General features: G+C 26.0%; 22 protein-coding genes. 5 read left to right on the plus strand and 17 right to left on the minus strand.

The window, feature by feature from the left end; genetic code table 11:
• Positions 1-104: 104 nt before the first annotated feature.
• Positions 105-743 carry a hypothetical protein gene (locus ACQPUY_RS11480; protein ID WP_430841367.1) on the plus strand — a complete coding sequence of 213 codons (639 nt, stop codon included), beginning with the start codon at positions 105-107 and terminating at the stop codon, positions 741-743.
• Between the two features lie 110 nt (positions 744-853).
• Here the strand turns inward: ACQPUY_RS11480 and ACQPUY_RS11485 are convergent, their stop codons facing one another.
• Positions 854-2803 (minus strand): GTP-binding protein, encoded by a 1950-nt coding sequence (locus ACQPUY_RS11485; RefSeq protein ID WP_430841368.1) that lies wholly within the window; start codon positions 2801-2803, stop codon positions 854-856.
• A 420-nt stretch (positions 2804-3223) separates the two neighbouring features.
• Between ACQPUY_RS11485 and cplR the strand changes: the two genes are divergently transcribed.
• Positions 3224-4867 carry an ABC-F type ribosomal protection protein CplR gene (gene cplR, locus ACQPUY_RS11490; protein ID WP_430841369.1) on the plus strand — a complete coding sequence of 548 codons (1644 nt, stop codon included), beginning with the start codon at positions 3224-3226 and terminating at the stop codon, positions 4865-4867.
• Between the two features lie 44 nt (positions 4868-4911).
• On the opposite strand, the gene ACQPUY_RS11495 is transcribed toward cplR, so the two are convergent.
• The 3 genes from ACQPUY_RS11495 to ACQPUY_RS11505 form a co-directional block, all read right to left on the minus strand.
• Positions 4912-5439: a GNAT family N-acetyltransferase gene (locus ACQPUY_RS11495; protein ID WP_430841370.1), complete on the minus strand. Its 528-nt coding sequence runs from the start codon at positions 5437-5439 to the stop codon at positions 4912-4914.
• 48 nt (positions 5440-5487) lie between these two features.
• A complete protein-coding gene (locus ACQPUY_RS11500) occupies positions 5488-6630 on the minus strand; it encodes an MFS transporter (protein WP_430841371.1) in 1143 nt (380 codons plus the stop codon).
• Between the two features lie 117 nt (positions 6631-6747).
• Entirely contained in the window at positions 6748-7539 is a 792-nt protein-coding gene (locus tag ACQPUY_RS11505; protein ID WP_430841372.1) for an EcsC family protein, read from the minus strand.
• A 188-nt stretch (positions 7540-7727) separates the two neighbouring features.
• On the opposite strand from ACQPUY_RS11505, the gene ACQPUY_RS11510 reads away from it, so the two are divergent.
• Positions 7728-7898, plus strand: coding sequence for a hypothetical protein (locus tag ACQPUY_RS11510; RefSeq protein WP_430841373.1), 171 nt, complete (start codon positions 7728-7730; stop codon positions 7896-7898).
• 85 nt (positions 7899-7983) lie between these two features.
• Here ACQPUY_RS11510 and tyrS read toward each other — a convergent pair whose 3' ends face one another.
• From tyrS to ACQPUY_RS11525, 3 genes are all read right to left on the minus strand, one after another.
• Positions 7984-9189, minus strand: a complete 1206-nt coding sequence (tyrS, locus tag ACQPUY_RS11515; protein ID WP_430841374.1) for a tyrosine--tRNA ligase — start codon at positions 9187-9189, stop codon at positions 7984-7986.
• Between the two features lie 649 nt (positions 9190-9838).
• Positions 9839-10450 (minus strand): C40 family peptidase, encoded by a 612-nt coding sequence (locus ACQPUY_RS11520; protein ID WP_430841375.1) that lies wholly within the window; start codon positions 10448-10450, stop codon positions 9839-9841.
• Between the two features lie 169 nt (positions 10451-10619).
• On the minus strand, positions 10620-11219 hold the full coding sequence (locus ACQPUY_RS11525) for a hypothetical protein (protein ID WP_430841376.1): 600 nt from the start codon (positions 11217-11219) through the stop codon (positions 10620-10622).
• A gap of 195 nt (positions 11220-11414) precedes the next feature.
• Between ACQPUY_RS11525 and ACQPUY_RS11530 the strand changes: the two genes are divergently transcribed.
• Both ACQPUY_RS11530 and ACQPUY_RS11535 read left to right on the plus strand, forming a co-directional pair.
• A complete protein-coding gene (locus ACQPUY_RS11530; RefSeq protein WP_430841377.1) occupies positions 11415-12161 on the plus strand; it encodes a polyphosphate polymerase domain-containing protein in 747 nt (248 codons plus the stop codon).
• Entirely contained in the window at positions 12155-12844 is a 690-nt protein-coding gene (locus tag ACQPUY_RS11535; protein ID WP_430841378.1) for a DUF4956 domain-containing protein, read from the plus strand. The genes ACQPUY_RS11530 and ACQPUY_RS11535 overlap by 7 nt, the downstream gene beginning before the upstream one ends.
• Positions 12845-12893: 49 nt before the next feature.
• Here ACQPUY_RS11535 and ACQPUY_RS11540 read toward each other — a convergent pair whose 3' ends face one another.
• The 10 genes from ACQPUY_RS11540 to ACQPUY_RS11585 all read right to left on the minus strand — a co-directional run bounded on the left by ACQPUY_RS11540 (position 12894) and on the right by ACQPUY_RS11585 (position 21601).
• A complete protein-coding gene (locus tag ACQPUY_RS11540; protein WP_430841379.1) occupies positions 12894-14186 on the minus strand; it encodes a DUF2812 domain-containing protein in 1293 nt (430 codons plus the stop codon).
• Positions 14176-14502: a PadR family transcriptional regulator gene (locus ACQPUY_RS11545; RefSeq protein ID WP_430841380.1), complete on the minus strand. Its 327-nt coding sequence runs from the start codon at positions 14500-14502 to the stop codon at positions 14176-14178. The genes ACQPUY_RS11540 and ACQPUY_RS11545 overlap by 11 nt, the downstream gene beginning before the upstream one ends.
• Positions 14503-14826: 324 nt before the next feature.
• Positions 14827-16671 carry a carbohydrate-binding domain-containing protein gene (locus tag ACQPUY_RS11550; protein WP_430841381.1) on the minus strand — a complete coding sequence of 615 codons (1845 nt, stop codon included), beginning with the start codon at positions 16669-16671 and terminating at the stop codon, positions 14827-14829.
• 159 nt (positions 16672-16830) lie between these two features.
• Complete coding sequence (locus tag ACQPUY_RS11555) at positions 16831-17115, minus strand: hypothetical protein (RefSeq protein ID WP_430841382.1); 285 nt, start codon at positions 17113-17115, stop codon at positions 16831-16833.
• A 54-nt stretch (positions 17116-17169) separates the two neighbouring features.
• Positions 17170-17721 (minus strand): hypothetical protein, encoded by a 552-nt coding sequence (locus tag ACQPUY_RS11560; protein ID WP_430841383.1) that lies wholly within the window; start codon positions 17719-17721, stop codon positions 17170-17172.
• A 4-nt stretch (positions 17722-17725) separates the two neighbouring features.
• Positions 17726-18628 carry a hypothetical protein gene (locus tag ACQPUY_RS11565; protein ID WP_430841384.1) on the minus strand — a complete coding sequence of 301 codons (903 nt, stop codon included), beginning with the start codon at positions 18626-18628 and terminating at the stop codon, positions 17726-17728.
• Positions 18629-18730: 102 nt separating this feature from the next.
• Positions 18731-19495: a 2,3-diphosphoglycerate-dependent phosphoglycerate mutase gene (gene gpmA, locus ACQPUY_RS11570; RefSeq protein WP_430841385.1), complete on the minus strand. Its 765-nt coding sequence runs from the start codon at positions 19493-19495 to the stop codon at positions 18731-18733.
• Between the two features lie 76 nt (positions 19496-19571).
• Positions 19572-20351, minus strand: a complete 780-nt coding sequence (locus ACQPUY_RS11575; protein ID WP_430841386.1) for a ZIP family metal transporter — start codon at positions 20349-20351, stop codon at positions 19572-19574.
• Positions 20352-20898: 547 nt separating this feature from the next.
• Positions 20899-21414, minus strand: coding sequence for a DJ-1/PfpI family protein (locus ACQPUY_RS11580; protein WP_430841387.1), 516 nt, complete (start codon positions 21412-21414; stop codon positions 20899-20901).
• Between the two features lie 61 nt (positions 21415-21475).
• Positions 21476-21601, minus strand: a complete 126-nt coding sequence (locus ACQPUY_RS11585; RefSeq protein WP_430841388.1) for a hypothetical protein — start codon at positions 21599-21601, stop codon at positions 21476-21478.
• Positions 21602-21710: the final 109 nt, after the last annotated feature.

Consider the following 21710-nt stretch of genomic DNA (forward strand, 5'->3'; position numbering starts at 1 on the left):
AATCAACTTATATTAAATTATATTGGAATGAATTTACTTTTAATGTTTTTTGTCATAAAATTAATTTACATATATATTTTAAATAACGTCTTTTGGAGGATATAATGGGAAAGAAAGTCTTATTATTTTTTATGTTTTTTTTATTATCTTTAACCTTAGCTAGTTGTACACAATCTAAATCCACTACTGAAGATAATTCTAATAACCAAGTAGAAAGTACATTACCATCAGAAGAAACTCAAGAGCCTGAAGTTCCAACTGTTTTTGAAGCTCTAGGTAAAACATATTCTTCTTCAAAAAATTTATCAGAAATTAAAATAGGTACTAATATTTATGATGATCAACAATCTCTACACTATACTCCTGGAGAATATAAAGAGCTAGATTTTACTAATGACTTACTATATTTATATTTAAACGAAGACTCATCTGTGTATAACTATTTAGTTTCATATGATACTACAAGTGAAAATGGATATATTCCAATTACTAACGAGGATAGAGAAAAACTTATTAAGGATCTAAATTCTTTAAGAGAACAAATGGAGTTATCATCAGGGCAAGAAATGGTAGTGAGACTAGATAAAGTTACTTATGAAGGTCCAAGCTCTGAAACAAATACTGGTGCTACATTTAAAATACGTGTTGCAATTTCTAGAGTTGGAGCTACTGTAGTTCCTTGGAATTACTTTACTGTTACAATCTTTGAAGAAGGAAATAAATTATTTGCCTATTTATTTTAACTTTTTATAAACTAACATAAAATAAGGGGCTGTTGCACAAACAGCCCAAATTAAGAATTAAAAATTAAAAATGAAGAATTATTAAGGTAGAACAATATTTTTCTACCTTTTTATTCCTTTATCTCACAGTGAATATATTCTTCTACCTTATCCCAAGGAACTATAAATCCTTGTCCCTTTGAACAAAATATAGAACTAGATGAGTATTCTATATCTGCATTTTTATTATATCCTAACCTTTCTATTACCTCTTCTGTATTGTGACATACATCATACCCATCAAAAATTAAATTTATACTACCTTTACCTTTAGTAAAAGTAAGAATTTCCGAGCTATAATCCATAAAAGTAGATACTGGTCCTCTCCCAGTAATAGTAACTTTATTTAACCTTGTTTCTGGTGGATTAAAACTTCCATTTAATTTTTGAATATCAGATATTATCCTCCCCATATAATCTAACTCAACATCTATCTTAAACTTATAATAAGGTTCTAAAAGGATATTTTTTGTTTTTTCTAAGCCTTGTCTAATAGCTCTAAATGTTGCTTCTCTAAAATCTCCCCCCTCCGTATGCTTATTGTGAGCTCTTCCCGTTAATAAAGTAAATTTTATATCTGTAATTGGAAATCCTGTTAAAAGTCCATGGTGATCTTTTTCAAATATATGTGTTTTAATTAAATTCTGATTTCCTGTAGTTAAATCATCTGCATGACATTTATTTTCAAAAGTTATTCCTTCTCCCCTATTATTGGGTTCCAACTTCAAATGAACTTCTGCATAATGTTTTAACGGCTCAAAATGACCATATCCATAAGTTACATTTTCTATAGTTTCTTTATACATTATTTCACAAGGTCCAAAATCTATCTTTAAATTAAACCTTTCATTAACTACTTCTTTTAATACTTCTAATTGAATTTTCCCCATAATAGAAACTTGTATTTCCTGTAAAACTTCATTCCAGATAACATTTAATGATGGATCTTCACTTTCTAATATTCTAAAGTATCTTAATACATCTTTTACGTTATAGGCCTTATCAAATATTACCTTTGACATTAATGTAGGCACCATATTAAAGTTTACATCATCTTTTAATAATCCTAATCCCTCACCTGCTTTTGCGCTAGTTAATCCAGTAACTGCAAAAACATCTCCTGCTACTACTTTATCTATAGTACTAAATTTACTTCCATTATATAATCTTATACTGCTTACTTTTTCTATTATTTCATTTTCTTTTCCATAAGAAACTTCATCTCTAACTTTTAAACTTCCATTTAATGCTTTTATAAATGTAAGTCGTGTACCATTCTCATCATATTTTATTTTATAAACTCTACCTGAAAAATCACTTTCTTCATTGTAGTTACTAATAGTTAATTCATTAAAAACACTTAAAAATTTATCTATTCCATCATCTTGAAGGGCACTTCCAGAAAGGCAAGGAAAAATCTTACCTTCTTTTATAAGACTTTTTAAACTTATAACCCAATCTCTTTCATTATAATCCCCATTAAAATATCTTTCTAAAAGAATATCATCTCTTTCCGAAATAAACTCTATTAACTCATCATCTAAATCATTTAATTTACTTATATAACATAAATCACTAGTTAAGTTTTCTCTTATTTCTTCAATTATTTTTTCTAAGCTCGCACCTGTTCTATCTAGCTTATTAATAAAAAAGAAGGTTGGAACATTATATTTTCTTAGTAATGACCAAATAGTTTCAGTATGTCCTTGAATCCCTTCTACTCCACTTATTATTAAAATTGCATAATCTAATATACTTAGTGCTCTTTCCATCTCTGAAGAAAAATCTATATGTCCCGGAGTATCAATAAGATAATAAGTTGATTCTCCCATTTCAAAAATAGCTTGATCAGAAAATATTGTAATTCCTCTTTCCCTTTCTATATTATGTATATCTAAAAAAGAATTTTTATGATCTACTCTACCTCTATTTCTAATACTATTTGTATGATAAAGTACCTGCTCTGAAAATGTTGTTTTCCCTGCATCAACGTGAGCAAGTATTCCTATTGTCTTTTTCATATTATCACCTTTTCTAAATTTATATATTAATATTAATTATATCATGTATAATTTAAATAACATATTTTTGCTTCACCACTTCATAAAATTATCATATCTATTTCAAATAATTATTTATTTCGAAATGCAAAACAATAATTTCTTAAAAGTTTTTAAAGTTTATACTATCTAAATATTAATATTTTGTATATAATAAAATAGAAAATATTATTAATTTAAAATATATTTATGAAAGGTAAAGGTAATTTCAACAATGAGAATATATCTACTTTAAAATAACTTTAGTGCATATAGAAGCAAATATTTAAGGCTTTTTTGTTGTGCACAAATTTATGGAGAGTAGATTATTGACAATAGGTTTATTTGTGTTACCTTTTTATATGTCTATAACTCTCTCCTATTCTAAGGAGGGATTTTTTTATGCAACTAGCATTAATAAACAACTTAAAAAAGTATTACGGAGATAGATTAATTTTAGATATAAAAAAACTTGAAATATTACTTGGAGATAAAATAGGTTTAGTAGGAGCAAATGGTGCTGGCAAAAGTACTCTTTTAAAAATATTAATTGGTGAAGAAGTTTCTGATGAAGGAAATATATATTTGACTAAAAGTTACGCTTATATTAGTCAAATAGATAATTTTGAAAAAGATTGCTCTACTAGTAAAATAAAAAGCTTATTAAAGGCACCAGAAGAATATAAAAAATATTTATCTGGTGGTGAAAAAGTAAAGATTAAAATTTCTAATGCATTAAGTGAAAATAAGGAACTTATAATTGCAGATGAACCTACTTCTAATTTAGATAGTAAAAGTATTGAAATATTAGAGGAAATGTTTAAAAGTCATAATGGTTCTTTTATTTTAGTTTCTCATGATAGAAATTTTTTAGATGCTTTATGTAATACAATATTTGAAATCGAAGATGGAAAAGTTAATGTATATAAAGGAAATTATTCAAAATATCTAGAACTTAAGAAATCAGAAAAAGAAAGAGAAATAAATGAATATAATAAATATATAAATGAAAAAAATAGGCTAGAAGAAGCAATTGTTATTAAAGAAAAACTTAGAAATAACATTAGAAGAACTCCAAAACGAATGGGAAATTCAGAAGCTAGACTTCATAGAATGGGTGGTCAAAAATCTAAGAAAAACTTAGATAATAATATTAAAGCAATTAAAAGTAGAATTGACCATTTAGAATTAAAAGAGAAACCAAAGAATGAAAAAGAAATAAAAATAAATGTAATAAGCAATTTAGAGCTTACTTCTAAAAATCCTATTGAAGTAAAAAATCTAAACCTTACAGTTAACGATAAAACTTTATTATCACATGCTAATTTTAAGATAAAAAAAGGTAAGAAAGTAGCTTTAATTGGTAAAAATGGTTCTGGTAAAAGCACTCTTTTAAAAGAAATAATTAAAAATGAAAATGAAAGTATTAAAGTTTCTAATAATGTTGTTTTTGGTTTTCTTGATCAAGAACAAAACCTTTTAAATCCAGATAAAACTATATTAGAAAACATCCGAATTGACTCTTCATATTTAGAAAGTTTTATTAGAACAAATTTAGATGGCTTTGGTTTTAAAGGAGATGCCGTATATAAAAAAGTTTCTACTTTAAGTGGTGGGGAAAAAGTTAAAGTTGCCATTTGTAAACTACTGCTTTCTGATAACAATATTGTAGTACTTGATGAACCAACTAATTATCTTGATATTAAATGTATGGAGGCTCTTGAAAATTCACTAATAAATACTAATAAGACACTTTTAATAGTATCTCATGATAGAAAGTTTATTTCTAATATTTGCAATTATATATTAGAAATAGATAATGAAACAATAACTCAATTCGATGGTAGCTACGATGAATATTTATTATTCAAAAATAAACCTAAAATAAATAAAGATGAAAAAGTTCTTCACGATAATAAAATGATTTTAGAAAACAAACTTTCTGAAGTTATATCATTATTATCTTTTGAAAGTAATTTAGAAAAAAAGAATATATTAGAAAACGAATATCTTAATATCTTAAATAAAATTAAAGCTTTAAAATAAAAAAAGAAATGGATAGATTTATATAAATCTATCCATTTATTATTTTATTCAAAGAAAGCTTTTGAGTATTCTACTATACCATTAACTCCATTAAGAGTATTAGGTGTTAGCTCTAGAATCATATAAGCTTCATCTGGTACCTCAAAAGGAGCTTTAATACCGTAATCGCTAGCTTTTTTAAATCCAAACTTAGGATAATAATTTTCATGTCCTAAAACAACTATAGATTTATATCCCATATCTCTTGCTTTTTCTATAGACATATTTATTAAACTTTTTCCTATACCTCTATTTTGATAATCTGGTAAAACAGCTAAAGGAGCTAATGCTAAAGTTTCACATACTCTGTTATCATCCTTTATAAATGCCTTAGTTAATAATATATGTCCAACTATTTTATTATTATCTTCTGCTATCAAAGATAATTCCTTTACAAATTCAGCGCTTTTTCTAAGTCTTCTAACTAAATTATGCTCGTCATTATCTGTAAATTTAGCAGTTTTAAAACTTTCTTCTATTACTTTTTCAACTTTTTCATAATCTTTTGTTTCTTCTTTTCTTATTACTATCATTTTATACCTCTAAATTCATAGCTAGTTTATAATTCTTATAAAGCAGAATTATAAATCTATTCTAACTTTATATATACTTATTAAAATAATTGAAATAAAACCAATTACGCAACATATAATTAATCCCATTTCTAATGAATAATTTGATGCAACTCCTATTATAGGATTTATTCCAGCTGAAATAACACTTCCTATCATAGAATAAATAGATAATACTGTTGCTCTATCAATTGAAGTTATAGACTTATTTTCAATATCTAAAGAAATTGGACTTATAAAATCCATACTTGTAGATATTAAAGCAATTCCACTAAAAGCTATAATAAAATTATTTGTAAATATTAAAATAAACGAACTTATTAATATAATTACTAATAATAACATTATAGATTTTATTTGTCCTAACTTATTAGTAATTTTATAAGACTTTACCGAAAGCAAACTAATTATTTGAATTGTCGCTAATAAAACGCCAAAATATTTAATATCAATATTACTTCTTATATAAATATTTTGATTTAAAAATACAGTGATACTTTGAACAACTTCAGATATAAGAGCTATACCAACAATAAAGAATAGTATTTCCTTTTTCTTTAAAATATTTTTAATATTTTTTACTATACCTACTCTTTCTTCACCTTTTATATTTATATCTTTTAAAAATAAGGATATAAAAGAAGCAAAAGCATAAGGTATTATAGTAAAAAATGCAGATAAATCCATTGATATATTTATTATAAATGTAGACATAAATGATCCTAATAAAAATCCTAAATTTGAAAAAAATTCATATTTAGCAAAGGCTCTTTCACTATTTTCTTCCTTATCTAGAGAAAGATAAAGTAATGTAGAATCACATCCTGATAACCCTGATATTGCCACTGCCAATAGTAATCTTTCGAATAAAAACATATAAAATGAATTTGCTTTAAAAAATATTACTTTAGACATCAAGAATATAAAATTAGCTAAAACCAATGTTTTCTTATATCCAAACTTATCTGCAAACACTCCCCAAGGAATTTCTAAAAATATTATCCCTATCATGTAAATTGATTCAATTAAAAATATTTGTGATATAGATATTCCTCTATTCTCCCTATATATAGTTGCAATTGGTGCATAAAAAACAAAACCTTGTAAAAAAATAATTATGTTTAGTAAATGTATATTAACTCTTTTATTCAATTTAACAATCCTCCTAAAGACATAAGAAATAAACCTTCCTAAAAAGGTTATTAAAAAATGAATTTAGGTTTTGTTAAATCGGTCTAAACATCCTTATTTTCCTCCACGTAATATATATTACCTTAAATTTTTATTTAAATATCTCTTTTTATATCTAATACTTGCATATTTACTAACTTTACTTATAACTTGATAATTCGAAACACTTCCAACTACTCCAATAATAGGAATACCTTGAATGAATTTTGCTATTAATAATGTATTAGATAATACTTTTGAAGTATTTTTAATTTCTAAATCTAAAGAAGAATTTAAATCCCCTCCAAATATAATATCATTTTCTATTCTATTTATTTTCTCACTATAAATTAATTTTTCTTCTTCACTACTTAAAGCTACATTAATTAAGTTTAATATATAAATTTTTTCATCATCACTTTCATAATCAAATCCATAACTTAAAGCAATTTCATAAACAGTTTTTAGAATCATTCCAATAAATAAAGGAATATCAGGTAATCCAATCCCTAAAATCCCCAATCCACCACCTTCAATGGTTGAAATTGTAGAATTTATAAGTTTAGTTTTCTTTCCTTGAGAGTCCATAAGTTTTAAACTTTTTCTCGTAATCCTTTTATTTAATGAATAATTATTGATATCATGATCAAGCTGAATTTTATCTTTGTCATATAGTTTTTCTATATATTTACTTCCCTTTTGAAATACTAACTTAAAACCATTATAAAAGGCACTTTCTAATGTTGATCTTAATTTCTCAGGAATCTTCTCTTCTATTTTCTCTGATATAGGATCTAATCTATTTTTAATAATCTTATTTCTTTTTTTATTTATTAGCTTATTTTCTTTTTTATTTAACTTATTAATTTCCTTTTTAATTATTTTACTCATAATTACCTTCTTATATATAATTCAATTTAATTCTATACTTTTATTCAGCCACATGTCAATTAATTGCTACCTTTCAATCTTATTACTTATAAATTAATAGATACCATGAAAGTATCTAATTTTATATTATTTTTAATTATCTTAAGGAAATAATAATATAGACAACTTATCTTAGGAGGTAGTTTAAAATGGATAATAATAAACACAGACACAAAGATCGTCCTAAATCTAATGCAGAACTTAGAAAAATGTACTCTGAGGCCGGTGCAGAAATAGGAATTGAAAATGGAAAAAAGAAAGGTGCTCATGCTAATGGTAAAAAATTTACAAAGAGATCAAAATTATCTCATAATAAATAAAATTATTGATAATATTTCAAATTTCTTAAAGGCTGTTGCAAAAGCAACAGCCTACTAAACAATATTTTTATCTATTCAATTAAATTTAATTTTTTATTAACTTAAGGAACTTTTTCTTTCCTATTTTTAATACATCATCTTCTTTAAGTGTTGTATCTAAGTCCTTTATTTTTTCTCCATTCAGCTGAACTCCACCTTGTTCTAGTAATCTATTAAACTCTTTTTTACTAGGTATATATTTTTCCTTTAATAAATCATCAATTATATCTCTTAAATTACTTCCTGTAAAATTTAAACTTGGAATATTATCTGGTATAGCTTTTTTTGAAAAAGCAGTATTGTAAAATACTATTGCTTCCTTTAATTCTTCCTGTGAATGATATAAACCAGTTATTATTTTTGCTAATTCAAACTTAATATCTCTTGGGTTTTCTCCGCTTTCAAGTCTTTTTCTCACTTTTTCTATTTCATCCGGATGCTCATCTGTTGCTAATTCAAAGTATTTAATAATTAAGTTATCTGGTACTTCCATAACCTTCTTAAACATTACATTAGCTGGTTCATTTACACCTATATAGTTTCCTAAACTCTTACTCATCTTTTCTATACCATCTAAGCCCTCTAATATTGGCATGAACATAGCAATTTGCTGTTCTTGCCCCATTGTTTTTTGAAGTGTCCTTCCCATTAATATATTAAAGGTTTGATCAGTTCCTCCAAGCTCTATATCAGCTTCTAGTGCTATAGAATCATATGCTTGCATTAATGGGTAAAAAAACTCATGAATTCCTATTGGAACATTATTTTTATATCTTTTTTGAAAGTCATCTCTTTCTAACATTCTAGCTACAGTAGTTGTAGCTGCTAGCTTTAATACATCATCAAAGTTTAATTTTGATAGCCACTCACTATTAAATTTAACTTCAGTCTTATCCTTATCTAAAACTTTAAAAATTTGCTTTTTGTAAGTTTCAGCATTTTTTAATACTTCTTCATCAGTTAATGCTTTTCTTCCTTTAGCCTTTCCTGTTGGATCTCCAATCTTACCAGTAAAATCACCTATTACTATAATTGCCTTGTGCCCTAAATCTTGCATTTGCTTTATTTTTCTCAAAACTACAGCATGACCTAGATGTATATCTGGTGCACTTGGATCAAGACCTAACTTAATAATTAATGGCTTATTATTTTTTATAGATTTTTCAAGTTTTAATTTAAGCTCTTCTTCACTAACTATCAAGCTTGCTCCCTTTTTAATAATTTTAAGTTGTTCCTCTACTGTTTTCATCATTTTTAACACTCCTCTTATATTTAAAAATATAAGCAAGTTCTATAAGAATAATATACTAAAGCTTTTTGGATAATTTAGAACTTAATTGATTTCTGAAAATAAAAAAACTCCCACCCCTTATTTCTAAAGGACGAGAGATAAATCTTCGTGTTACCACCTTAAGTTCATAGACAATTCACATTGCCTACCTTTTCAAGTACTCTAGATTAAACTAGGTAATACTCTAGCACTATAACGTGTGCAAGGAAAACGTCACAGCCTACTAGGTACTGTCCTACAATGAAAAATGAAGAATGTAAAATAAAAAAATTAATAGAAAACTACAATAGAGTTTTCGAATTTAAACTTTAGTAATTTAATACAAATTTCATCTTTTATAGCATTGTATTTAAAACAATTCCATTTGGTGTGAAGCTCAAAGATGTATTCATAATTAGCTTATCTTGCACCTCTCATCAACCGGTAACTTTCTGTAAGCCTTACTAATTACTACTTCTTCTTATCATAGCTTTTTACTATCTTATACTCCGAACTATATTAAATAATTCTTAGTTATGCTTATTCGTTAATATGGATTATAAAACTTATTTAAATTATTGTCAATATTTTTATAATATTCTATAAACTAATAATCAATTTAAATGAAAATTTATTTTAAAGAATTTATATAATCAATAGGTCTATAAATTACACTATTATCACTTAAATATAGATTTCCATCTTTTACCCCTCCAATTGGATAAGCATATTTATTGTAAGCATTAATAAATTTCCCTTTCCCCTTATATAAAACTACATGTCCTGGAGTGTATATTAAATCTCCAGGCTGTAAATCTTCTTTACTAACTTCATATCCTTGTAAAATATCTTCTTGATCAAAGGTTGAATAACCTATTTCTATTCCTGTTACTTCTTTATAAACCCAGTAAGTTAATCCAGAACAGTCAAAGGCTTGATTACCTATATAAGTTTCTCTACTTAATGGATAATATTCATCTCCATAATAACTAGTAAGTTCATCAAGTCTTTCTTCAGTCATTATTTCTCCCTTGCCTCCCCATACATACTGTAGACCAATTTTTTCTTCTGCAAGTTCTATAACTTTATTTATAATTTCTTTATCTTCTTCCGTCATATTAATTCCTTCATTTTTATAGTTATCCTTTTTGTATATACTTTTAAATATTATAATTCCTATGATTGCTAAAACTATTATCCCTATCACAAATATTAAATTTTTCTTCCTACTTCTATTTACCATCCCAATAACTCCCTTACACCTAAATTTACTTATATAATTTAATTTTACCTTAGGTAATTTATTTTTCATAATTACTTTTTAATTACAATTTATATCCAAAGATTAATTCTTTCTAAAAAATTAAAAATCTCTATCCACCTTACTTGGACAGAGATTTTAAAATTAACTATTATCCATGAAAATAACCTGTTCTTGATGAAACTACTACATATGGTACTTCCTTCCCATCTTTTTCTATATAAGCTTGATATAAATCACCTTTTAATTCTTCTAACTTAACTACTTCTTCACTATAAGTGTCATATAAATCTTTCTTAAACAAATCTTCCCAATTGCTAAGAATAGGAGCATTTAAAGTCATATAGCTAGCAAATTGTTCTATATTTTCTCCATTACCCCCACTTGATAAATACTGATTATATAACCTATCTATATCAACTTCATTTAAAAAGGTTTCACTCCATTTTAACTTTTCTGCTTCTGGTTTATTTCCTTGACCATTTAAAATATAATTTTTCACTTCTTCACTTATATTTTTTAATGTTCCAGTGTCATTTACTGAGCCCTCACTATCTTTAGACACATCATATAAGTCTTCAGTACTAACCCCTTTATTACTATCTTTCTCTTCTAAATTACTATTAGAACTTTGCTCAGTAACTCCACTTGAATTATTATCTACTACATTATTTGCATCTTGTGATTTATTGGATGAACATGCAGTTAATAATAATGTAGAAAATAATAAACAAATTAATGACTTTTTCATAAAAAATTCCCCCTTTGTTTAATACAATATAATCACTTTATTATTATACTCTTTTTTACAATGAATGCGAATGTAATAGCTCTACAATTTTTATAAAATCCCCTATTCTAAAAGTAAATTTATCAAATTTAAGATTTCTTTAAGCTTTAGTTTATATAATTACATCAGAAAGAAAAATTAACAGGAGGTAACTTTATGGCAATAAAAGCCTTTCAACGATTTGAGAAAAAATTTATTTTAAATGAATATCAATACAAATCTCTTTTACCAATTTTATATGAATATATGAACCCAGATAAATACTGTAAGAATGGAGAAAACTATAATATTTATAGTATTTATTATGATACTGAAGATAATCATGTAATTAGACATTCTATTAATAAACCTTACTATAAAGAAAAACTTAGGTTAAGAAGCTATAAAGCTCCTATAGGTGAAAATGATAAAGTTTTCTTAGAACTTAAGAAAAAAATTAATGGAATTGTTAATAAAAGGAGAGCAACCTTAACACTAAAAGAAGCTGAAAGATTTTTAGAATTTAGAGAAAGACCTAAATCTATTGACTATCTAAATAATCAAGTTCTTAATGAAATAGAATATTATTTAGGAAATAATACCGTATCTCCTAAAGTATATATAAGTTATAGTAGAAATGCTTTCTTTGGTAAAAATGATAGTGATTTTAGAGTTACATTTGATTCAAATATATTAAGTAGACGCGATAACTTATCACTTAAAGCTGGTGGCTATGGAGATGAGATTCTTTCAAAAAAAAATTATCTTATGGAAGTTAAAATATTAGGTGCTGTTCCACTATGGTTAAGTAAAGCACTTTCAGAATTAGAGATATACAATACTCACTTTTCTAAATATGGAAATGAATATATGAGTTATTGTTTAAATAAAACTTATGACATAAGGAGGAAAAGTATATGTTAGAAACAATAATAACATCCACTAGTGGGGAATCATTTACTTTATTTAATGCTTTATTAATTATTTCATCATCAATTATTCTAGGCTTAATCATTAGCCTTGCATATATGAAAACTCATAAAAGAGAAGGATATGCACCGAGCTTTACAGTAACACTAATTATGCTACCTGTAATAATATCAATTATAATATTATTAGTTGGTAATAATGTTGCTAGAGCCTTTAGTCTAGCAGGAGCTTTTTCAATTATTCGTTTTAGAAGTGCTCCTGGAGATCCAAAAGATATAGCTTATGTATTCTTTACTTTGGCTGTAGGATTAACTTGTGGTATGGGATATATAGGATATGCATTTATATTCACTATAGTGCTTTGTGCTTTAACATTAATATTAGATGTAACAAAATTTGCTATGCCAAAAACTAAAACTTCAAAGCTAAAAATAACTATTCCCGAAGACTTAAATTATGATGGAATATTTGATGACATATTAAATAAATATACTAATTCTTGGTCTATTGAAACTATTAAAACTAGAGATTTTGGTTCTCTTTTTGAAATTCATTATATAATTCAAATGAAACTTGATGCTAACCAAAAGAAATTTATAGATGAATTAAGATGTAAAAATGGAAATTTAAATATTTCACTTAATTTTTCAGGATTTGAAGAAAAAGTTTATAGCTAATAAAAAGTAAGGAGATTTGCTAAATTTAATATAGCAAATCTCCTTATTTTTATTTAAATACTTTTTTATAAACAATATTAATTAATTCATCTTCACTTATAGTTTCAATAGTTGATATCTCTAGCATCTTATTTTCAGAAATTATAATGTATTCATATCCCTTTTCATTCATATATACTTTTATATCATTGGGTAACTTAGTTTCTTTTTCTATATATTTAGCACCTAATTTACTAAGATACTTAATTGTCTTATCAAAATTATACTTAACTGCCCATTTATACTCACTTTCAAAAACTTCATATCTTAAGTAAACTTTTTCTCCTTCATCAATATAAAATAAATATGAAGCTATTGGTGATTTTTCTACTTTAAAATATACTAAATCTTCCTTACTAACGTCATTAAAATCTTCAAGTTTTAAATTAGATACTTCACTTAACATTTTATAATTATAGTCTTTATCAACTATATTTTTTGAAATCATATTAGTAATAATAAAAAACATTATTAACGTAACTGCTAGATAAACTCCTGAAATTATTATATAATCATTTTTATAATTCTTATTTTTAATAAATTTAATTATACAATTAGCTATAGCAACTAAAAAAACTATTGTAATAATTACTTTTAAAATGCTTATATCATAAGCTATAGCTAAAAGTATAAACTCTGTAACTATAATAATATACATTAAATAACATATTATTCTTTTTAGTAAAACTACTTTTTTGAAGTTATAATTTATTTTTCTTCTTTCATTTATTGAAATTTTTCCTTTTATAAAAAATATTAAAAATGTTATTATACCTACTATTTCATGAAGTGAAAAAATATTAACAAAAATAAGACTAGCTAAATTGAATGAATTAGCTAAAAATTGTCCATTACCACTTCCTATCGTAATGTTATATTGAATAAATAAAAGGCAAATAAGATTTATTAAACTTAAACAAACATATTTTAATGAGGCTTTAGTAATAGTATTAAATTTTTCTATTTCATCAGTATGAATATCTACCCTATTTTCATCTGATTCACTACAATATATTTGTCTTTTATCACTTTCACAAACAAAATTCCAACCTGCTTCTTTACAATATTCCCTATACTCTAAGGCCTTATCAGTGTCCTTGCCATCGAAAAAAGAGATACTGTCCATTATATCTACTGAATACTTTAAATTTTTAGGTGAGCTCTTAATAAACTTTAAATAATATCCATTTATATCTTCTAGCATCCATCCCTTTATCGCCATCTTTTCTAAATATTCTTGCAAACTTTTATACTCATAAGGTAAAAAATTAAATATAACCCGCCTCTCATCTCTAAATATCATTTCGATTTCCCCCTAAGAAAAATTCTCCATCTTTAACTAATCTAATTAATCGATCATACTCATCATTAAGTGTTTCTAATCCTTTTTCAGTAATTATATAGCTTCTTTTTCTCCCCACTACTTCAGTTTCTATAATCATCTCCTCTTTTTCAAATCTTCCGAGCAAAGCATATAATGTTCCTGGCCCTATTTTTACTCTTCCTTTAGATATTTCATCAACTGCTACCATTATATCTACGCCACACTTTTCTTCTAATAATGATATTAATATATAGTACATTGGCTCAGTTAAATTTTGAAACTGTTCTCTAGGCATCTTTACTATCCTCCAAATATCGATACTCGATATTAACTATAATAATATAAAATTCCATTATATTCTATATTATATTATCGAGTATCAATATTGTCAACGATAATGCCCTATATTTTTATATTATTCTGAATACTTAATCAATAAATTCAAATATATCTACTTTAAGTTAAATATATTTTGAATAATTACTTGTAATAACTTTTAAATTATCATATCTAGCCATAAGAAGTATATACGTATCCTTATTTTAAAGTAATATATTAAAAAGAATATTACGAATTTATTATTATCCGTAATATTCTTTAATACATTTATAAAGTTAAATTATGGTCTTGAAGGCATTCCTGATTCTTGTCCCGACATAGTTCCTTTGTTGCCTCTTCCAGCACCTGGACCTCCAACTCCACCAGTACTTTGGCCTACAGTAGTAACTGAACTAGACACTGTAAAGCTATCTCCTTCTGTTCCACCCGAATAACTTCCATCAGAGTATAATCCATCTGTAGCTGTACCTGTTGATTCTCCACCAGTATATACCTTATAAGTTGTTCCTGTTTTTATATCTGGAGAAGATATAACTATTGAGCTTGCTGACTTACTTGGCGCAAATGTTATTAACTCATTTCCACTTTCATCTTCAATATGAAGTAATGTGTTTGCTGAAACTGAAGTAAATACATTAATTGAATTTTGTGTTGAAGAATTGCTTGGTGATTGAGCCATTCCTGAACCTCCTGCTGCAATTAATAATCCACCAGAAATTTCAAAGTTACCGTCATAATCTAAAGCACCATTTCCATTATCCTCAGGTCCATTTACTATAACTACTCCATCCTTCATATATATTGATCCATTAGCATCAATACCATCACCACTTGCATCTACTATCAATCTACCACCATTTAAATTAATAGTTCCATTACCCGATGAAGCAAAACTATTTTGACCTGGTCTACCATTTACAGAAGATCCATCATTACCACCAGAAGCATTAACTCCATCATCACTTGCAACTACTTTTATATTTCCATCATTAATATTTATAGTTTCTGCTTCTATACCTTCATAAGATTTTGTAATATTAATTTCTCCAGAATTTATATCTACAGTTGAATCTCCATGAATTCCATCATCACCAGAAGCTATGTTTATATTTCCTCCATTTATCTCTACATTTCCATTAGAATGTATTGAATCATCAGAAGAATCTATATTAATATTACCTCCATCTATTTTTACTGCTGTATTTCCTTTTATACCTTTAGCACTTGCAGTATCATCTTCAGTTGTAGTGGAACTTCCACCAAAGTCCATCGGATTTCCCCAACTTCCCCAAGTACTGCTAGATTTACTGCTATTTTCACTACCACCACCTGTATTAATAGTTAAATCTCCACCAGTAATAGTTGCACTTGTCTCAGCTTGAATTCCATCTTCACCAGAAGTTATGCTTATAGTTCCACCTTCAATTAATACATAACCTTTTTCCGTATCCTCAGAATTATTAGATTTCATTCCATCTCCTGATGCATTTATATTAATATTACCACTTGTAATTGTAATTGAATCCTTACCTCTAAGCCCATCTGCAACAGAAGTTATTTCTATAGTAGCTTCACCTATTTCTAGGTCATCTTTACTAGTTATTGCGTTATTATAATTTGAATTTACTGTTAGCTTTCCAGTACCACTAATAAATAAATCATCTTTACTAAATATTGTTGCATTTGGTTCATCACTAGTTTCATCTTCGAAAACATAGCTTTCTCCATCTGTGACTACATTCTCACTACCTTCCGCTAACACTATATATGCATTTTTAGCATTCATAACATAAATAGGAGCACTATTTGAACATGTTATATTAGCTCCATTTAAAACTAATTTAACATTATCTTCATCCCCTGCATTTACTACTATTTGCCCATCATTTAGGGTTCCTGATATTCCATATGTTCCAGCAGAACTTATAGTTACTGTATTTCCTTCAACTACAACTCCACTACCATCAACTGAAATTGAATCTCCTAAAACAATGTTAGTATCTACATTTTCTATATTATCACTTACAACAGTGTTATCATTTGTTGTAGTAACTTTATTTGTACATCCTGTAGCACCTGCTAAAATAGATACTATAGATAATATTGCTATAATCTTTTTACTCATAATAAATCCTCCTAGAATTTCATTGAGTAAATAATATCATTTTTACCTTAAATTAATCTTAAAGTTTTTAAAATATAATCTTGTTTTATTATGCTATATATTATTGCTATTTTACTATATGAAAAGAGCTCTTTGAATTTCTTCAAGAGCTATACTATTTTATATTTTATTTAATGTTAATGAGTTTAGATCTGTTTTATCTTCATCCTCCTTACTACTCTTATATCTATCATCATCTTTTACAATGTCATTTAGCTCTATATAAGAATTAGTTACTTTTAGTGTATATTCATTATCTAAAGCATCTTCATTAGAAAAATCATCATTTATTTTTAGCTTATCTAAATCTCTATTCATTCCTAAAACTGTATTTTGCTTAAAATTATTATCTGATAAATTTTCATAATTTTTAAGCTCTAATTTATCTAATATATCCTTACTCATAATAAAACCTCCATATCTATATAGAAGTATTATTTGTAGATTTAATTAATTTATTTAAACTATTTGTAAATCACCATTATATAATTTTCTAAAAGAGAATATCACCATGCACTTAATTATCAATGCATATATTGCTATAACTAAGCCTACTGATCCTGACATAAATATATAATTAATGTTGCTTACAATTAATACAACTGAATAAAAATAAATATATACTATTGCTTTACTTTTGTACTTATTCCCTAAATAAGTATTATAATTTTCAGATAAGATTTCTGAAGTACCTTCTAAAAGTTTAACTATACTTAAAATCTCTAAAATACTCCCTACATTAAACCAAATTATGTTTACTATAATATTATTAAATCCATTTTCTATTCCTATAAATGGTAATACAAAAGTTATAAAAGACATAAATACTTTTATATCAAATAATTTTAAAGCTATTTTAATAGAAGCATTATTATAATTAGCTAGTATTTCTTTTCCTCCTGAACAAATTATTAATAATGCAATAAAGTCTGGTAAAATCTCTATTGGTCCTAAATTAAAATGAAAAGTTGTAAAAATCATTCCCCAAAAAACTTTTTTATATCCATTCATAATATTATATTTCTCCTGTTTCTATTAGATATTTATATATATCATTAAAATTAAAGGAGGGATTATATGTCAAATTATATACTCTCTTTTCATATTCTTTTCCATCCCTATCTTTAAAATAAATAATAGGCCTTATATCATAACTATAAAGTTTTCTTTCTGGATCATCTATAAAATTAAATTGAGAAGTAAAATATAAATTATCATTTGCATTATAAATTAAATCCCTATCTTCTATACTTCCAGTCTTATTTATATTAAAATCAAATAAATCTCTTGTATCCTCAAATAATTTTGAATATATATCTGATACTTGAATATATTTTTTCACATAAAATCCACTTTTACTAATACCCTCACTTGAAATATCTATATTCTGTCCATACAAAACTTCATCAACTAAATTTTCTTGAGGTGACTTATATTTATATAATACTAACTTCCCTAAATCTACATCCATAGTAAGACCATCATTAAATGTTACAGTTGCTTCCCCTAATACAATATCATCATTTAAATCATATCCATAATTATGTGAATTTAAATTAAGAAAGACTGTATGAATTCCATATCTTCCATACCCTTCAATATTATCATTACTATAATTATAAAATTGGCCTATTCCCATTGGACTATTTTCACTAACATAAAAATTCAAGTTAGGTGCATCTTTAAAAACTATCGATGATACCTTTCTATTGTCCTCTATATTTGCTATATATTTAATTTCAATGTCATAACCTGACGTTATATAATTCCCCTCATTTTCAACAACTTCAATATCTTTATAGCTTTTTAAAAATACAGGATTATCTAATTTTAAATAATATATAATTGATATAGATATCAGAAAAGATAATAAAATTAATGTTCCTGAAATCCTTAAAGCAGTTTTCACTCTTCCCATTTTATCCCCCAAATTTTTTATATTTAATTAAAATTATAAATGAAATCACAAAATAATCCAATAATACTTTTAATATTATTGGATTATTTAAATTTTATTTTATTATACAGTTTCTATTTCCTTGTTCTCAATACTACCTTGATTAGATACACTTTTAACCTTCTTTTCAATTTCTTCTTCATTACCTAAATAATATTTTTCTATAACATTAAAATCATCATCAAATTCATATACTAATGGAGTTGCTGTTGGTATATTTACCTCTAATATTTCATCTTCTGAAAGATTTTCGAAATATTTTACTAATGCTCTTATCGAATTCCCATGTGCTGCAATTAATACTCTCTTTCCAGATAACATGTCCTTCTTTATAACTTCATTGAAATAAGGAACAACCCTTTTAATTGTATCTTCTAAACTTTCAGCAAGTGGCAATTCATTTTCATCTATACCTCTATACTGTTCTTGACTTTTAGGATTTTGAATGCTTGTCTCATTTAATATCGGAGGCTTTATTGAAAAAGATCTCCTCCATACTTTAACTTGCTCTTCTCCATATTTTTCTGCTGTCTCAGCTTTATTTAATCCTTGTAATGCTCCATAATGCCTTTCATTTAATTTATATGATTTCACAACTGGAATCCACTCTCTATCCATTTCCTCTAATGTTAGATTTAAAGTATGAATAGCTCTTTTTAAATAAGAAGTATAAGCAATATCAAAATCTAATCCAGCTTCTTTTAAAGTTCTTCCAGCCAATCTTGCTTCTTCTATTCCTTCAGGAGATAAGTCTACATCACTCCATCCAGTAAATAAATTCAATTTATTCCATTCACTTTCTCCATGTCTTATAATAACTAATTTCATAAATCATTACTCCTTTTTTACCTATTTTAATTTTTTATTATATCTAGTTTTAAATTAATATTTAATATATATTTTCCTAAGATAATGCAACATCTAAAATCATCATAATTACAAATCCTATAGAAAAAGCTATAGTGCTAATATCTGAAAAATTATCTCCTGCTGCTTCAGGAATTAACTCTTCAACTACAACAAATATCATTGCTCCTGCTGCAAAAGAAAGAAGATATGGCATTATTGGTGTAATAAAGCTAGAAAATAATATTGTAATTGCCGCTCCTATAGGTTCAACTATTCCAGATAAAACTCCATAAATAAAAGATTTATTTTTACTTACTCCTTCACTTTTAAGTGGCATTGATATTATTGCACCCTCCGGGAAATTTTGAATTGCTATTCCTATAGAAAGTGCAAGTGCAGAAGCAAAAGTTATTGCACTACCTTCATTCATAACTGCAGCAAAAGCGATTCCTACAGCCATTCCTTCTGGAATATTATGAAGCACTACTGAAAATACTAGTTTTGTAGATTTCTTTAAGTGATTCTTTTTTATTCCTTCTGGTTTATTACTATCAATATGCAGATGTGGAATTACTTTATCTAGTGAAAATAAAAACATAATTCCAGCCATTACTCCAATTGCTGCTGGAATAAAAGATAATTTCCCCATATCTTTAGACATATCTATAGCAGGAATAATTAATGACCATACTGCTGCAGCCATCATAACACCAGAAGCAAATCCAAGAAGTATTTTATTAACCTTTTTATTCATTTCTTTTTTCATTGCATAAACACAAGCTGCGCCTAATGATGTACCTAAAAATGGTATTAAAATTCCAATTATAATATTCATTACCGGTTCCCCCCTTTTTTTATAAAATAAATACTTATATATCCGTTCAATAAATAATACTATATATTATTTATTTTTATCCAAATTAATTATGTATTTTTTATTAACTAATAATTCTTATTAATTAATATTTTACATCTTTTTCTTTAAATTATCAAGTATTTTACATCTTTTTCACTATATTTAAATTAATTTAATATATTCCTATAAATTAAGATTAATCTAAATATAATAAAAAAAGAAGTAAATATATTATATTAGTCGCTCCGTCGCAAGCTCCAAGTCGTCCTAACACAACATATTTACTTCTACAAACTAAAGGTAATAATTCCTCATTCCTCGGAATTATGAATTTTTATTCCGTCATCCACTCCAAGTAATCACAAAATTAATAGAAGCACTTCAAAGCTGAAGGAAGGAAATTATAAAAAGTTATTCATATGGTAAGGTTTTTATAATTTCCTAAAGAGTAAAATAGAATAGTAATAACTAAATCTTATTATTATGCTGTTTTTTATAAATAAATTCTATTTCAATATTAAAAAACTTATTGAACTCTCTTATGATACTTCCAAAAATTTATTGTTTCCTGTAAGTCATTTTCATCTTCAAATAAATCTAACTTCTTAGCAACTTCAATAGCAAAATCTACGTATGCATTTGCCCTTGCTGTTATTATATTTTTATCATTAGAAACATCGGTATCTTCAGAATGAGTTGACTTAACTCCATTTAAAATTCCAGCATCATCAAGCACATCTACTCCAGCACAAATTGCTGAAATAATAGCACCTTTATCTACCAAATTCTTAATAAAATCACGTACGGTTTTATTATTAATATCTGAAATATCTCCTCCAGTAATTGTTAGGCACTTTACATCATTTATATTTACATCCTTCAATGCCATATCTACATTTACTGAGTAGCCTTCCATACAATTTATTTCTTTACCATCCACTGAACAAAATGCTATTTCTTGTCCCGTAAATTTCATAAAATAACTCAAAATCACAATTTCATAAAAACAACAATTATCATATACTAAAAAAATATTTTTCATTATTCTCTCCCATTGTCATTTATCTGACTATATAAACAACACAAATATTAATTATCAAATTTTAAGAATTTTTATTTATATAAATTTTTAAAGCTTTTATTACAAGTAATAAAGTATATATTCCTAATCCTAAAATTGCTACTAAAAGCACTATGTTTATAATAGACCAAATAGATACAAATAACATCTTTTCTCCCCCCTTTAAAAATATGTAAATAATATGAGTTGGCTTGATTACGATGTTGAGGTTAAAAAAATAGCATATATATAATCATTTACAAGTGATTTAAACTTGA

Source organism: Clostridium nigeriense (assembly GCF_050585245.1).
Lineage (GTDB): Bacteria > Bacillota > Clostridia > Clostridiales > Clostridiaceae > Clostridium > Clostridium nigeriense_A.